This window comes from Sphingomonas pruni NBRC 15498, from assembly GCF_001598455.1.
Lineage (GTDB): Bacteria > Pseudomonadota > Alphaproteobacteria > Sphingomonadales > Sphingomonadaceae > Sphingomonas > Sphingomonas pruni.
This window is the reverse complement of record NZ_BCYZ01000089.1, coordinates 1-12,779: the sequence shown is the minus strand read 5'-3', so window position 1 is coordinate 12,779 and position 12,779 is coordinate 1. Positions and strand designations below refer to the sequence as shown.

The window sequence follows — 12,779 nt, the reverse complement described above, 5'->3', positions numbered from 1 at the left end:
GCAGCCGCATAGCGGCGAGGACGGGACGTTCCCCTCCACCACCGCCTTCGGCGGCGGTCCCCCTCCCCAAGCGAGCTTGGGGAGGATTTGAATGCTGCGGGCCGACCTCTATTTCTCTTTTCGTAGCCCCTATAGCTATCTCGCGCTGCCGAAATGGCGCGCGATCGTGCGCGATTACGATCTGACGATCAACCTCAAGCCGGTCTATCCGCTCGCGATCCGGCAACCCGATTTCTTCGAGCGCAATCACCCCAATTGGCTGCGCTACACGATCCGGGATGTCATGCGCGTCGCGCAGCATCAGAACATCCCGTTCGGGCCGCCGCGACCCGATCCGATCATTCAGAATATCGCCACGCGCGAGATCGCGGCCGAGCAGCCCTATATCCGCCGCCTCGTCCGCACCGGCCAGGTCGCCGCGCGGCGGGGCAGGGGTTTCGCTTATGCCGATGAAGTGGCGCAACTCGTCTGGGGCGGGGCGGTCGATTGGCATCTCGGCGATCACCTGGCCGGCGCGGCGGCGCGCGCGGGGCTCGACATGGCCGATCTCGATGCCGAGGCCGAACGCGATGCAGACGCGCTAGATGCCGAAGTCGCGGCCAATCAGGAAGCGCTCGAAGCCGCCGGGCATTGGGGCGTGCCGACCCTGGTGTTCAACGACGAGTCCTTTTTCGGTCAGGATCGCATCGACCTTGCTATGTGGCGCATGGAACAGGCGGGGTTGGAGAAGCGCGCATGACGTTCACCGGAGCCTGTCGCTGCGGCGCGACGCGCTACGAAGTCGCGGTCGATAACCTGACCGCGATCTATTGCTGCCATTGCACCGATTGCCAACGCTGGTCGGGCAGCGCCTTCAGCGAGCAGGTGGTGGTGCCCGAAACCGCGATCAACGCGACCGGGCCGGTGGTCGAATTCACCATTACCAATGAGAGCGGAGCGCTGTCGCACCAACGCGCCTGTGGTGTGTGTCACAACCGCCTGTGGAACACCAACAGCTCGCGGCCGGGGATCGCCATCATCCGCGCCGGCACGCTCGACCATAATCGTACCCTGGAGCCGCGTATGCATATCTGGGTCAAGAGCAAGCAGCCCTGGGTGATGATCGCGGAGGACGTTCCCAGTTTCGAGCAAGCACCACCGCCGGCCGAGTTCGCCGCCATTCTGTCGCGATGAACCGGCGCGCTTATTCGGCGTGCACCACCTCGACCTTGCCCTTGGGTTTCTGGAGGAGCAGGACCAGCGGCAGCACCGCGATCGAGATCCACGCCATCAGGTAAAAGTCGTCGATATAAGCGATCATTGCGGCCTGTTTGTTGATCATGCCGTCGACCATTTCGAACACGGCGTCGGACAAAATTCCGTATTGAAATATCTGGCTGAGGTTGAGCCCTGGCATCACATGGTCGGTGATATGCTGCGCAAGGTCGGCATGGCTGGTCTGGATGTTGCGCGCGAGGAACACGGTGACCATCGAGATGCCGGCCGACTGCCCAATCGAACGCATCAGGTTGAGCAGGCTGGAACCGTCGGTGCGGTAATTCTGTTCGAGCGTCGCGAAGGCCAAACTGTTGAGCGGCATGAACACCAAGCCCATGCCCAGCCCCTGGATGAAGCCGGAGGTGATCACCGGCCACGAATCCATCTCCAGCGACCAACTCGCCATCGTCCTGAGCGACCAGGCGAACAGCACCAGCCCGACGGCGATCACGATCCGTGTGTCAACCTTGCCGATCAATCGGCCGGCCAGCCACATGGTGAACAGCACCCCAACGCCGCGCGGCGCCATCATCATGCCGGTCTGGACCACCGAATAGCCGAACAATTTCTGCAGCATCGGCGGCAACAGCGCCATCGGCGCCATGGTCGACACGCCGATGATGATCATGAAGAACATCGCCGTGACGAGGTTGCGGTTCTTGAACAGATGTCGGTCGAACAGCGGTTTCTTGGCCGTGGCGAGATGGATCAGCGCAACCCATGCCGCGGCGATCGCGATCAGCCCTTCGCTGATGATCTCCCAGCTCGAGAACCAGTCCTGGTTCTGGCCGCGATCGAGCATCAGCTGGAAACTCGCGACTGCCAGGCCGACGAACGCAAAGCCGGTGAAATCGAACGAGCGCGTCGCCTTGGGCCGTGACGGCAACAGAAACCACAGGATGGCGAAGGTCAGGGCGCCGACCGGCACGTTGACATAGAACACCCAGCGCCAATTGAAATTGTCGGTCAGATAGCCGCCGAGCACCGGCCCCAGGATCGGGCCGACCATCACGCCCATTCCCCAGACCGACATGGCCTGGGCCTGGCGCTCCTTGGGGTTGATGTCGATCATCGCGGTTTGCGACAACGGGTTGATGAACGCGGCGAAGATGCCCTGGAAGGCACGGAAGACGACCATCTCGCCCAAATTGACCGCGGTTCCGCACAAGGCCGAGGCGAGGACGAATCCACCCGTCGCGATCAGGAACAGGTTGCGGCTGCCCAGCCGATCGCTCAGCCAGCCGGTCGCCGGCAATGCGATCGCGGTCGCGACGATATAGCTCGTCAGCACCCAGGTGATCGTGTCGGTGGTCGCCCCGAGCGCGGCCGTCATATGAGGCAGCGCGACATTGGCGATCGTGGTGTCGAGGATCTGCATAACCATCGCGCCCATGACGCCGATGGTCAGGAGCGGACGGTTCGTGGTCGCCAGCAGCGGCGGGCTCAGCGCCGGCTGAGCCGGACGCGGCGCCGCTGCGGACGATGCAGGAGCGGCGGCACTAGCCATTGGGTTTGGTATCGACCGACACGTCGGTCGACAGCCCGGTGATGAGCGGACGGTCGGCCTTGCAGGTGATGCTGATGCGTACCGGTACGCGCTGCGTCACCTTTACCCAATTGCCGTTGGCATTCTGCGCCGGCAGGATCGACGAGGACGAGCCCGTGCCGGCGCCGATGCTTTGAACCTTGCCGCACAATTTCATGCCCGGATAGGCATCGAACTTCAGCTCGACCGGCTGGCCGACGCGCATGTTGGCGAGTTGCGTTTCCTTGAAGTTCGCGGTGACCCATGGCGACGTGACCACCAGGCTGAGCGCGGGCACGCCCGACGGGGTGATATTGCCCACCTGTAGCCGGCTGGTCTGGGTGATGATGCCGTCATGCGGAGCACGAACCACCGTGCGCGTCAGGTTCATCATTGCCTTGTCCCGCTCGGCCATCGCGGCCTGGACCGCCGCGGGAACGCCCGATCCTGCGACTCCGCTGCCGAGCTGGACTTGCGCCTTTTGCGCAGCTGCCCGCGCCGTGGCGAGACGCGCCTTGGCGGCAAGGACTTCGTGCTGAGCGGCGTCGAGCGCTGCCTTGGTGGTGAAGCCTTTCTTCCACAATGCGTCCTGGCGCTGCCAGGTCGCCTGCGCGAGCGCGATATCGGCATTGGCGCTTTCGATGTCGGCGGCGGCGCTCCCGGTGTCGGTCGCCTTGGTCGAGACATCGACCTTCGCGCTGGCGATCGCTGCGTTCGCCTGTTCGAGCGCGATGCGGTACGGTTCAGGGTCGATCACGAACAGAACGTCGCCCGCTTTGACCCGCTGGTTTTCCTTCACGCGCACATCGACAATGCGACCCGACACGTCGGGGCTGATCGACACCGTGTCCTGCTCGACATAGGCGTTGTCGGTACTCTCGTAGCGGCCGCCAGTCAGGTAGAAATAGCCGGCGACCGCCGCGATGAGCAGCGGAACGCTGATCATCAGCGCAAGGCGGATCCAGTTCCGCTTCTTCGCCTGGGGGGCGGGCGCCTCGACGGTTTCGATGACGTTGGCAGCCGCAACCTGGTCGCGCTTCGTTTCGATTTTCGGATCGGCGTCAGCCATGAGCAGTCTCGGTCGTACGGGGGGAAGGGAGTGTGAGCAGATTGGCGCGCATCCGCTCGAGCGACTTGCCCAGTGCCTGGCGCTCGGCATCGTCAAGGCCGGACAACACCTGCACGAAGAGGTCGTCCGCCATGCGGCGCAGGTCGTCGAGGATCGGCTTCGACTTGTCGGTCAGGAATAACTGCCATGCGCGCCGGTCGGCGGGGTCGCGACGGCGTTCGACCAATCCCGATTCCTCGAGCCGATCGATCATCCGGCAAAGCGTGATCGGCTCAACTTCGAGCAAATCGGCCAAAGCGCCCTGGTTCAGCCCTTCGTTACGGCTGAGTGTGGTCAAGGTGCGCCACTGCGCTCGCGTCGCGCCGACTTCGCGCGCACGTTCGTCGAAACGGCGGCGCATCAGCCGCGAGACGTCGCTAATCAGGAATCCGAGTGAGTCGCTCATGACGTCGCATATAATGAGTATGCTTATATAAAATAGACTCTGACGCAAAAAATTTCGCAGTTGCAGCATGGAGAGAGCGATGGCCGACACGATGACCGGCGGATGCCAGTGCGGAAGGGTGCGCTACGCGGCCGCCATCGACAGTGACGATGCCTATCTGTGCCATTGCCGCATGTGCCAGCGGGCGACGGGCGGCGTATCGATAGCGTTTCGCAATGTCCCCAAGGCGGCGGTGACTTGGGAACGCGAACCCGATCGCTATCGGTCGTCGCCCTTCGCGCGGCGCGGTTTTTGCTCGGCTTGCGGAACGCCGCTGACCTTCGAGTTCGACGACGGCGAGAATCTCGACCTCATCGTGGGCAGCTTCGACGACCCATCGCGCTTCAAGCCGACCAGCCATTTCGGCAAGGAGAGCTGGCACGAGGCATGGCTTGACACCAGCACCCTTCCGGCCAAGCGCACCGACGAGCATCAGATCCTGGTCGACAAATGGATGAACAGCGTTGGCAAACTCCCCGATTGAGCCGCAATATTTCGACAGTTTCGACGGCCAGCGCATCGCTTGGCGGGAGATGGGGCCGAGAGACGGAGGCGCGCACGCGGTCGTCCTGATCCACGGCTTCTTCTCCGACGCCGAGACCAACTGGATCCGCTACGGTCACGCTGCCGCCATCGCCGCGAAGGGATTCCGGGTGATCATGCCCGACCTGCGCGGTCACGGGTCGAGCGCGCGGCCGCACGACCCCGCCGCCTATCCGCCCGACGCGCTGGCCAGGGACGGGCTTGCGCTGATCGCGCATCTCGGCCTCACCGATTACGATCTCGGCGGCTATTCGCTCGGCGCGCGGACCACCTGCCGGATGCTGGCAACGGGTGCCGACCCGCGCCGCGTGGTCTTTTCGGGCATGGGACTGGACGGCCTGATCGCGGCCGACCGCCGCGGCGGACATTTCCGCAATATCCTGACCAACCTGGGCAAGCACGAGCGCAACAGCCCGGAATGGTTTGCCGAGGCGTTCCTGAAGACAACCGGCGGCGATCCCCAGGCTTTGCTGGGCGTGATCGACACGTTCGTCAGCACGCCGATCGAGCAGATCGAGCGTTTCGACTGGCCTACGCTCTGCGTGAACGGCGCCGATGACGACGACAATGGCAGCGCTGCGGCGCTCGCCGATGCCTTGCCCCATGCGCGCTATGTCGAAGTGCCGGGCAATCATATGAGTGCGGTGGTCAAACCCGAACTCGGCCAGGCGATCGCCGATTTCCTCGCGGCTTGACCGCGGCCTAGACACGGGATCAGTGTCGCACTCCTACGTTCAGGGAGTCGAACATGATCCGTACCGCGATGGCGTCCGGCCTTGCGCTCGCGTTGGTTCTTTCTGGTGCCGTGGTCCTTGCGACCGCGCCTAACAAGGACGCTCCGGCAACCGCGGCGGACGCCGACACCTTCGTCGCCAAGGCGGAAAAGGATCTCGCCGGCATCTCGGTCGACGCCAATCGCGCCGGCTGGATAAACGCGACCTACATCACCGACGATACCGACGCGATGGCGGCCGAGGTGGGAGCGCGGCAGACCGAACTCGCGGTCAAATATGCGGGCGAGGCCGCAAAATATCTCAACGTTCCCGGCCTGTCGCCGGACACCAAGCGCAAGCTCGATCTGATCCGCAACGGCATAACTCTGCCGGCACCGTCGCGTCCGGGGGCTGCGGACGAACTCTCGACGATAGCGACCCGGCTCCAGTCCGAATACGGCAAGGGCAAGGGCACGCTTGACGGCAAGCCGATCAACGGATCGGATATCGAGGCGGCGATGGGGACGACCCGCGACCCCGCCAAGCTCAAGGAGATGTGGGTCAGCTGGAACGACAATGTCGGCGTGCCGATGAAGGCCGATTACGCTCATCTGGTCGACATCTCGAACCAGGGTGCCAAGGAACTCGGTTACGCCGATGTCGGTGCGATGTGGCGCTCGGGCTACGACATGCCGCCCGACGATTTCGCCAAGATGACCGACCGGCTGTGGAAGCAGGTCGAACCGCTCTATCTCTCGCTCCACACTTATGTCCGCTGGAAGCTCAACGAGAAATATGGCGATGCCGTCCAGCCGAAGACCGGCCCGATCCGCGCCGACCTGCTCGGCAATATGTGGGCGCAGGAATGGGGCAATATCTACGACATCGTCGCGCCCCGAGGGTCGGGCGATATCGGCTACGATACCGAGGCGCTGCTCAAGGCCAAGGGATACGATCCGATCAAGATGGTGAAGACGGGGGAGGGCTTCTATTCCTCGCTCGGCTTCGCGCCCTTGCCCGACACGTTCTGGGCGCGATCGATGATCGTCAAGCCCGCGGATCGCGAGGTCGTATGCCACGCCTCGGCCTGGGACATCGACAACAAGCGGGACGTGCGCATCAAGATGTGCACCAAGGTCAATGCCGACGATTTCGTGACGATCCATCACGAGCTCGGGCATAATTACTACCAGCGCGCCTATATGAACCAGCCGTTCCTGTACGAGAACGGCGCCAATGACGGCTTCCACGAAGCGATCGGCGATTTCGTCGCTTTGTCGATCACGCCCGATTACCTCGTCCAGATCGGCCTGCTCGACAAATCGCGCGTGCCGAGCGCCGATAAGGACACCGGTTTGCTGCTGCGTCAGGCGATGGACAAGGTGGCGTTCCTGCCGTTCGGCCTGCTCGTCGACAAATGGCGCTGGGGCGTGTTCAACGGCTCGATCAAGCCCGATCAATATCAATCGGCTTGGGATGCGCTGCGGCTGCAATATCAGGGCATCAAGCCGCCCGTCGCGCGCGACGCCTCGCGGTTCGATGCGGGGGCAAAATACCATATCCCGGCGAACACGCCGTACATGCGTTATTTCCTGGCGCGCCTGCTTCAGTTCCAATTCTATCAGGCGGCATGCAAGCAGGCCGGCTGGACCGGCCCGCTTCATCGCTGCTCGTTCTACGGCAACAAGGATGTCGGCGCGAAGCTGCAGAAGATGCTCGAGATGGGTCAGTCCAAGCCGTGGCCAGACGCGCTCCAGGCCTTCACCGGCAGCCGCGAGATTTCGGGCCAGGCGCTGGTCGACTATTTCGCGCCACTCAAGAAATGGCTCGACGAGCAGAATAAGGGGAAACCGAGCGGATGGTAATGGCACCTTTCTGGCTGGGGCTTGCGCTGGCGGCACCGGCGAATGCGCAGCCGGTTACGGTCGAGATTGTCGCGGTCGGCCATGTGGAAACGCCTGCCGATCGATTCGAACTGTCCGCATTGGTGACTGCGGGCGGGGACAGCGATGCGGCGGCAGCAGCCACGCTGGCCAAACGGAAACAAGATGTGCTTACCAAGGTCGCGGCGGCAGGCGCGCATGGCGAGACCCGCGACGGCAATGAATTCGAATTGTTCGCCACCGACCCCGTCGCGGCAATGAGCTTGCGCGGCGGCGCAGTTGGCGAGGACAAGACCGAGGGAAAGGTTCAGGCCAGCGCCATTGTCACTATCTCTGCGCCCACCCGTGCCGTCATCACTCAGGCCAAGGCGGCGATCACCGGCATGCCAGGCGTCAAGAACACTGGTACACCATTGTCTTCACTGAATGACGCGGTGCCGGCCCGGCGCGCTGCGAAGGCAGACGCGTTGACCAAAGCCCGCGCGGAGGCCGACGCTTATTCCGCGAATCTGGGGTTAGGATCAGCAACGCTCACTGCGATCAGCGAAAAATCGGATATCTCAGGGATGTTTCAGGCGACCAACGGCAAGGTTCCGGCTTTCGCTATGTTTCAGAAATCGACCGGCGACGTCGTTGCCACCGAAGTAACGATAACAGTGACGTACCGGATCGATCCGAAACGCTAGCGGTTGCTCACTGACCCCGTTTTCAAGAGTCTTCGTCCTTCGGCTCGCTCTTTCGGCTGCTGCTGCGGAGCGTGAACAACGCGGCGACGGCGCCGATCGCACCGGCGATCCCGGCGGCAATGCCGCCCCTCTTGGCGATTGTCGCGGCGCGGCTTGGTGCTGCGGACGCAGGCACGGGTGCCGGCGTGGCGGGGGTCGGCTTTGGAGCAGGCTTGGGAGCCGCAGCAGCTTTGGGAGCGGCGGGCGCTTTGGGCGTGGCCGGAGCCTTGGGAGCCGCGGCGGCCTTGGGCTTCGCTGCAGGCTTGGCCTTCGCCGCGGGTTTGGCGGCCGTCTTCGATGAGGGCGTGGTCGCAGCCGCGGCGCCGGCCGCCTTGGCGACGGGCTTTGCGGCTGCCTTCGGTTTCGCTGCGGCCTTCGGCTTGGTGGCTGCCGTCTTCGCCGGCGCCTTGGCGGGCGTCTTCGTCGCTGCGGCGGCCTTCACTTCCGGCTCCGCCGTGGGCGTGCCAGCCGCTTTCGGCTTGGCGGGCGCCTTGGGTTTCGCAGCCGCCTTGGTGGCGGCGGGCTTGGCAGGCGTCTTTTTCGGCGTCGTGGCCATGAGAGCTGATCCCCTGTTCTCGTTGGTCGCTAACGCCCGCGCATACCAGATTGTTTCAGGGTCGTGATAGTCCCGTGACAGCTGGGTTCGTGATTAACGGAACGGCGGCTCGTTGAACGCGCGCAATTTGCGGCTGTGGAGCTTGGCGCCTTCCTGGCGAAGCTCCTCGCAGGTCTGGATGCCGATCCGCATATGCTCGTTGATCGCGCGTTCGTAGAAGCGGTTGGCCTGGCCCGGCAGCTTGAGCTCGCCATGGAGCGGCTTGTCCGAGACGCAGAGCAAGGTGCCGTAGGGCACCCGGAAGCGATATCCTTGCGCGGCGATCGTCGCCGATTCCATGTCGATCCCCACCGCGCGGCTGAGCGAGAAACGCAGCGCCGACTTGGTATAGCTCAATTCCCAGTTGCGATCGTCCGTGGTGACGATCGTACCGGTGCGCAGGCGGCGCTTGAGCTCCTCGCCCGACTGGCCGCTGATCTTCTCCGCAGCGCGCGCCATCGCGACCTGGACCTCGGCGATCGCGGGAACCGGGATTTCGGGGGGCAGCACGTCGTCGAGGACATGGTCGTCGCGCAAATAAGCGTGCGCCAGGACATAGTCGCCGATCCGCTGGCTGGGCCGGAGTCCGCCGCAATGGCCGATCATCAACCACGCTTCGGGACGGAGCACCGCCAGGTGATCGCAGATCGTCTTTGCGTTGGACGGCCCCACGCCGATATTGACCAGCGTGATGCCGGTGCGATCGTCGGCCATCAAATGGTAAGCCGGCATCTGGTGCCGCCGCCATGCGCTGGTATCGGCGAGCACCGCCTCGATGTCGTCCCCCGCGCGCAACAGAACGCCGCCCGCGCCGGACACGCCGCTGAACCGGCTTCCCTCGCCGAGCTGGTCGAATGCCCAGCGGACGAACTCGTCGACATAGCGGTGATAGTTGGTGAACAGCACATAGCGCTGCACGTGTTCGGGCGGCGTGCCGGTATAATGCCGCAGTCGGGCCAGGCTGAAATCGGTGCGCAGTCCGTCGAACAGGGCGAGCGGCCGCGCTTCGCCCGGTGTAGGAAGACCGTCAGCGATCTCGTCGCCGATATGCGCCAGTTCCGTCGCCGGGAACCAGCGCGCCAGTTCGACCGCCGACACTTCGTCGAGATTGAGCGCGTGGCTCGGATCGAGCACATACGGGAAGGGGATTTCCTGACGCCCCGGAACCGCCGTGACCTCGACGTCGTAATCCTCGATCAGCAAGGTGAGCTGTTCGGTCAGATAGTCGGCATAGATGGCCGGCTTGGTCACGCTGATGCGATAATTGCCGGCTTCAGACAGCCGGCCGAACGATCGCAGCGGCGTCGGCCGATCATGGTCACCACGATAGATCAGCTGGATTTCGGGATAGGCGAACGAACCGTCGGTGCGCGATTTCGGGTCGGGCGTCTTGCCGCTGGTGAGATAGGCCGTCAGCGCGTCCTGGAGACGTTCGACCGAGGCGGAATAGAGCCGATCAAGTTCGGCGACGATATCGGAAGCCTGCGTCATCCGCTGCAGCTAAAGTACGCGGATGACGCTGGCAAGTCGGGGCCGTAACGTCGATGCGTCAGCTTTTCTTCTTGGCGCTTTTCGACCCTGCGCTTGTATCAGTGTCGTCCGACATCAGCTTCGACGCGCCGAACGCGGCGCCCGCTACGGCGGCGGCGGCTCCGGCGGCGATCCCGGCAGCAGCAAGCGGATGCTCTTTGGCCGCCGCCACCGCGCTTTCAGCCGCGCTGGTCAACGTCTCCTGCGCCTTGGACAGGAACGATTTGGATCCGGTGATCGCGGTGTCGAGCGCGCTTTCGGCAGTATCGATCGCGCTGTCGATCAACGAGGTATCGGCGGCGGGTGCGGCGGGGTTGATGGTATCGTCGGCCATGGGAATCTCCACAAAAACGGGACGCCGCGAGAACGCAGGGTTATCCCTAGCGTTCCCGTGGCCGTGTTCGATTGTTTCGGTTCGGCGACGATCGGAGTTTGATCAGAGTTGTTCGAGCAGATGCTCCGCCGAGCTGACCTTGAACTCGCCGGGCGCTTCGACGTTCAGTTCTTCGACGACGCCATCGTTGACGATCATCGAATAACGCTGGCTGCGCTCGCCCATGCCGAATTTGGAGCCATCGAAGGTGAGACCGACCGACTTGGCGAAATCGGCATTGCCATCGGCCAGCATGGTGACCTTGCCGGCTGCATCATTGGCTTTGCCCCAGGCGCCCATCACGAACGCGTCGTTGACCGAGGTGAAGGCGATCTCGTCGACGCCCTTGGCCTTGATGTCGTCAGCCTTGTCGAGAAAACCGGGAAGGTGGCGCGCCGAGCAGGTCGGGGTGAAAGCACCCGGGACGGCGACCAGAGCGACCTTGCGTCCGGCGAAGAAATCGTCCGAGCTGACCTGCTCGGGACCATTCTCGGTCGCCTTGACGATGGTGGTGGAAGGAAGCTTGTCGCCAACGGCAATGGTCATGTCGTTCTCTCCTCATAGGCGCATCAACGCGCCGCGCGCCCGGCACTTGGCATCGCTGCCGGGAAATTCAAGCCGTGACGGCAGCGGTCCGACCGGCTTACACTGGAGATGATGGAATCAGCCGCGCCTTTTCTGACCGGGCAGTTCCTGCTCGCCTTGCCGGGTATTGGCGATCCGCGATTCGAGCACGCGGTGATCGCGATGTGCGGGCACGATGCGGAAGGCGCGATCGGCATCGGCATCGGCGCGACGATCAATGGACTCGGGCTGCACGACGTGCTCGACCAATTCGATATCGAGCCGGGCGAGGCACCTGACGCGCCGGTTCATTTCGGCGGACCGGTCGAGCCGCGTCGCGGGTTCGTGCTCCACTCGACCGACTGGTCGGGACAGGACACAATCGACGTCGCCGGGCGCTGGGCTTTGTCGGGCACGATCGACATATTGAAGGCGATCGCCGACGGGCAGGGCCCTAGCCGCTGGCTGGTGGCGCTCGGCTATGCCGGCTGGGGTGCGGGACAGCTCGATGGCGAGATGCTGCGCCACGGCTGGTTCAATATCGCGGGCGATGAGCGGCTGCTGTTCGATACCGAAGCAGGCGACCGCTGGACGGAGGGGTTCGAACGCGCCGGAATCGATCCGCGGTTGCTTGCGAGCCAGACGGGCACGGCCTGACGCCGGTCCGCTCTTGGCGCCCGCTCTTGGCGATCGCCGGGACACAGTTTAGCGCATGATCCATGGGGTACGAGCAACTCGACCGGCCGGTATGGAACGCGCTGACGACATATTGGGCGCGAATCGCGGAGGGCGATGAGCGCGCCTGGCGGATCGATCGCGATTATGGCGTGTTCGGCGCGGCCGCCGATCGCTCGCCCGAAAGTCTCGCCGCGCTTGCCGCCCTGGTGCCCGAGCAGGGCGAATTGTGGATGGTCGAGCGCGAGGACTGGCCCGCGCCGCCCGGGACGCGCTTCGTGCGGCGAGCCGAATGCGTGCAGATGATCTGCGAGGAACCGGTTCCCGGAAAACCCCCGGCATTCGAGATCGTGGAGCTCGACGAGAACGACGCGCCGGCCATGTATGATCTCGCGATGCTCACCCAACCGGGCCCTTATGCCGCCCACACCAACCGGCTCGGCGATTTCATCGGCGTGAAGCAAGACGGCGCGCTGATCGCAATGGCGGGCGAGCGGATGAAGATGCCGGGCCTGAGCGAAGTGAGCGGCGTCTGTACCCGTCCCGACTATCGCGGTCGCGGCTATGCTGGGGCGCTGATGCGCGTGGTGGCGGAGCGCATGCTGGCAAGGGGCGAGACGCCATGGCTGCATGCGTATGCCAGCAATGCAGGGGCGATCGCGCTGTATGAGAGCTTGGGCTTCCGGGCCCGTGGTACCGTCACGGCGAGTGTGCTGGTGCGGGTTTAGGGCAGCGTTAGCCTTACAAATCCTCCCCGGAACGGGGAGGGGGACCATCGCGCCAGCGATGGTGGAGGGGGGCCGCGACCAACGAGCAACAGGCCGGTAGGCTAGTGGCGGAGGG

The 12,779-nt window shown here is 64.1% G+C and carries 15 protein-coding genes; 8 read left to right on the top strand and 7 right to left on the bottom strand.

What is annotated here, in order from left to right; genetic code table 11:
• The first annotated feature begins 91 nt into the window (after positions 1 to 91).
• Positions 92 to 739, top strand: coding sequence for a 2-hydroxychromene-2-carboxylate isomerase (locus tag SPR01S_RS18725; RefSeq protein ID WP_066592447.1), 648 nt, complete (start codon positions 92 to 94; stop codon positions 737 to 739).
• A complete protein-coding gene (locus SPR01S_RS18720; RefSeq protein ID WP_066592444.1) occupies positions 736 to 1,173 on the top strand; it encodes a GFA family protein in 438 nt (145 codons plus the stop codon). Before SPR01S_RS18725 ends, SPR01S_RS18720 begins: the two co-directional genes overlap by 4 nt.
• A gap of 10 nt (positions 1,174 to 1,183) precedes the next feature.
• Here SPR01S_RS18720 and SPR01S_RS18715 read toward each other — a convergent pair whose 3' ends face one another.
• From SPR01S_RS18715 to SPR01S_RS18705, 3 genes are read right to left on the bottom strand one after another with little or no spacing between them, the layout of a single operon-like run.
• The gene (locus tag SPR01S_RS18715; RefSeq protein ID WP_066592441.1) at positions 1,184 to 2,764 is read right to left on the bottom strand and encodes a DHA2 family efflux MFS transporter permease subunit; all 1,581 of its coding nucleotides are present in this window, start codon (positions 2,762 to 2,764) and stop codon (positions 1,184 to 1,186) included.
• Positions 2,757 to 3,851 carry an HlyD family secretion protein gene (locus SPR01S_RS18710; protein WP_066592439.1) on the bottom strand — a complete coding sequence of 365 codons (1,095 nt, stop codon included), beginning with the start codon at positions 3,849 to 3,851 and terminating at the stop codon, positions 2,757 to 2,759. Before SPR01S_RS18710 ends, SPR01S_RS18715 begins: the two co-directional genes overlap by 8 nt.
• Positions 3,844 to 4,296, bottom strand: coding sequence for a MarR family winged helix-turn-helix transcriptional regulator (locus SPR01S_RS18705; protein WP_066592437.1), 453 nt, complete (start codon positions 4,294 to 4,296; stop codon positions 3,844 to 3,846). The genes SPR01S_RS18710 and SPR01S_RS18705 overlap by 8 nt, the downstream gene beginning before the upstream one ends.
• 79 nt (positions 4,297 to 4,375) lie before the next feature.
• Between SPR01S_RS18705 and SPR01S_RS18700 the strand changes: the two genes are divergently transcribed.
• The 4 genes from SPR01S_RS18700 to SPR01S_RS18685 are packed head-to-tail and all read left to right on the top strand — an operon-like array spanning position 4,376 to position 8,160.
• Entirely contained in the window at positions 4,376 to 4,819 is a 444-nt protein-coding gene (locus tag SPR01S_RS18700) for a GFA family protein (protein ID WP_066592428.1), read from the top strand.
• The gene (locus SPR01S_RS18695) at positions 4,800 to 5,573 is read left to right on the top strand and encodes an alpha/beta fold hydrolase (protein ID WP_066592425.1); all 774 of its coding nucleotides are present in this window, start codon (positions 4,800 to 4,802) and stop codon (positions 5,571 to 5,573) included. The genes SPR01S_RS18700 and SPR01S_RS18695 overlap by 20 nt, the downstream gene beginning before the upstream one ends.
• A gap of 53 nt (positions 5,574 to 5,626) precedes the next feature.
• Positions 5,627 to 7,456: a M2 family metallopeptidase gene (locus SPR01S_RS18690; RefSeq protein WP_066592424.1), complete on the top strand. Its 1,830-nt coding sequence runs from the start codon at positions 5,627 to 5,629 to the stop codon at positions 7,454 to 7,456.
• Entirely contained in the window at positions 7,456 to 8,160 is a 705-nt protein-coding gene (locus SPR01S_RS18685; protein WP_066592422.1) for an SIMPL domain-containing protein, read from the top strand. The genes SPR01S_RS18690 and SPR01S_RS18685 overlap by 1 nt, the downstream gene beginning before the upstream one ends.
• A gap of 22 nt (positions 8,161 to 8,182) precedes the next feature.
• On the opposite strand, the gene SPR01S_RS21925 is transcribed toward SPR01S_RS18685, so the two are convergent.
• The 4 genes from SPR01S_RS21925 to SPR01S_RS18665 form a co-directional block, all read right to left on the bottom strand.
• Positions 8,183 to 8,755 (bottom strand): hypothetical protein, encoded by a 573-nt coding sequence (locus SPR01S_RS21925; protein WP_174531911.1) that lies wholly within the window; start codon positions 8,753 to 8,755, stop codon positions 8,183 to 8,185.
• A gap of 93 nt (positions 8,756 to 8,848) precedes the next feature.
• Positions 8,849 to 10,285 carry an AMP nucleosidase gene (locus SPR01S_RS18675; RefSeq protein WP_066592416.1) on the bottom strand — a complete coding sequence of 479 codons (1,437 nt, stop codon included), beginning with the start codon at positions 10,283 to 10,285 and terminating at the stop codon, positions 8,849 to 8,851.
• A 58-nt stretch (positions 10,286 to 10,343) separates the two neighbouring features.
• Positions 10,344 to 10,658 carry a hypothetical protein gene (locus tag SPR01S_RS18670; RefSeq protein WP_066592415.1) on the bottom strand — a complete coding sequence of 105 codons (315 nt, stop codon included), beginning with the start codon at positions 10,656 to 10,658 and terminating at the stop codon, positions 10,344 to 10,346.
• 102 nt (positions 10,659 to 10,760) lie between these two features.
• Entirely contained in the window at positions 10,761 to 11,243 is a 483-nt protein-coding gene (locus SPR01S_RS18665) for a peroxiredoxin (protein ID WP_066592410.1), read from the bottom strand.
• A 111-nt stretch (positions 11,244 to 11,354) separates the two neighbouring features.
• Between SPR01S_RS18665 and SPR01S_RS18660 the strand changes: the two genes are divergently transcribed.
• Complete coding sequence (locus SPR01S_RS18660; protein WP_066592452.1) at positions 11,355 to 11,918, top strand: YqgE/AlgH family protein; 564 nt, start codon at positions 11,355 to 11,357, stop codon at positions 11,916 to 11,918.
• A gap of 62 nt (positions 11,919 to 11,980) precedes the next feature.
• A complete protein-coding gene (locus tag SPR01S_RS18655) occupies positions 11,981 to 12,664 on the top strand; it encodes a GNAT family N-acetyltransferase (RefSeq protein ID WP_066592401.1) in 684 nt (227 codons plus the stop codon).
• Positions 12,665 to 12,779 lie beyond the last annotated feature (115 nt).

What these genes read in the sequence shown, in the direction of transcription:
- SPR01S_RS18710 (WP_066592439.1), bottom strand. Translation starts at nt 3,851, where the DNA reads ATGGCTGACGCCGATCCGAAAATCGAAACGAAGCGCGACCAGGTTGCG.
- SPR01S_RS18670 (WP_066592415.1), bottom strand. Translation starts at nt 10,658, where the DNA reads ATGGCCGACGATACCATCAACCCCGCCGCACCCGCCGCCGATACCTCG.
- SPR01S_RS18665 (WP_066592410.1), bottom strand. Translation starts at nt 11,243, where the DNA reads ATGACCATTGCCGTTGGCGACAAGCTTCCTTCCACCACCATCGTCAAG.
- SPR01S_RS18660 (WP_066592452.1), top strand. Translation starts at nt 11,355, where the DNA reads ATGGAATCAGCCGCGCCTTTTCTGACCGGGCAGTTCCTGCTCGCCTTG.
- SPR01S_RS18705 (WP_066592437.1), bottom strand. Translation starts at nt 4,296, where the DNA reads ATGAGCGACTCACTCGGATTCCTGATTAGCGACGTCTCGCGGCTGATG.
- SPR01S_RS18725 (WP_066592447.1), top strand. Translation starts at nt 92, where the DNA reads ATGCTGCGGGCCGACCTCTATTTCTCTTTTCGTAGCCCCTATAGCTAT.
- SPR01S_RS18700 (WP_066592428.1), top strand. Translation starts at nt 4,376, where the DNA reads ATGGCCGACACGATGACCGGCGGATGCCAGTGCGGAAGGGTGCGCTAC.
- SPR01S_RS21925 (WP_174531911.1), bottom strand. Translation starts at nt 8,755, where the DNA reads ATGGCCACGACGCCGAAAAAGACGCCTGCCAAGCCCGCCGCCACCAAG.
- SPR01S_RS18675 (WP_066592416.1), bottom strand. Translation starts at nt 10,285, where the DNA reads ATGACGCAGGCTTCCGATATCGTCGCCGAACTTGATCGGCTCTATTCC.
- SPR01S_RS18655 (WP_066592401.1), top strand. Translation starts at nt 11,981, where the DNA reads ATGGGGTACGAGCAACTCGACCGGCCGGTATGGAACGCGCTGACGACA.
- SPR01S_RS18685 (WP_066592422.1), top strand. Translation starts at nt 7,456, where the DNA reads ATGGCACCTTTCTGGCTGGGGCTTGCGCTGGCGGCACCGGCGAATGCG.
- SPR01S_RS18690 (WP_066592424.1), top strand. Translation starts at nt 5,627, where the DNA reads ATGATCCGTACCGCGATGGCGTCCGGCCTTGCGCTCGCGTTGGTTCTT.
- SPR01S_RS18715 (WP_066592441.1), bottom strand. Translation starts at nt 2,764, where the DNA reads ATGGCTAGTGCCGCCGCTCCTGCATCGTCCGCAGCGGCGCCGCGTCCG.
- SPR01S_RS18720 (WP_066592444.1), top strand. Translation starts at nt 736, where the DNA reads ATGACGTTCACCGGAGCCTGTCGCTGCGGCGCGACGCGCTACGAAGTC.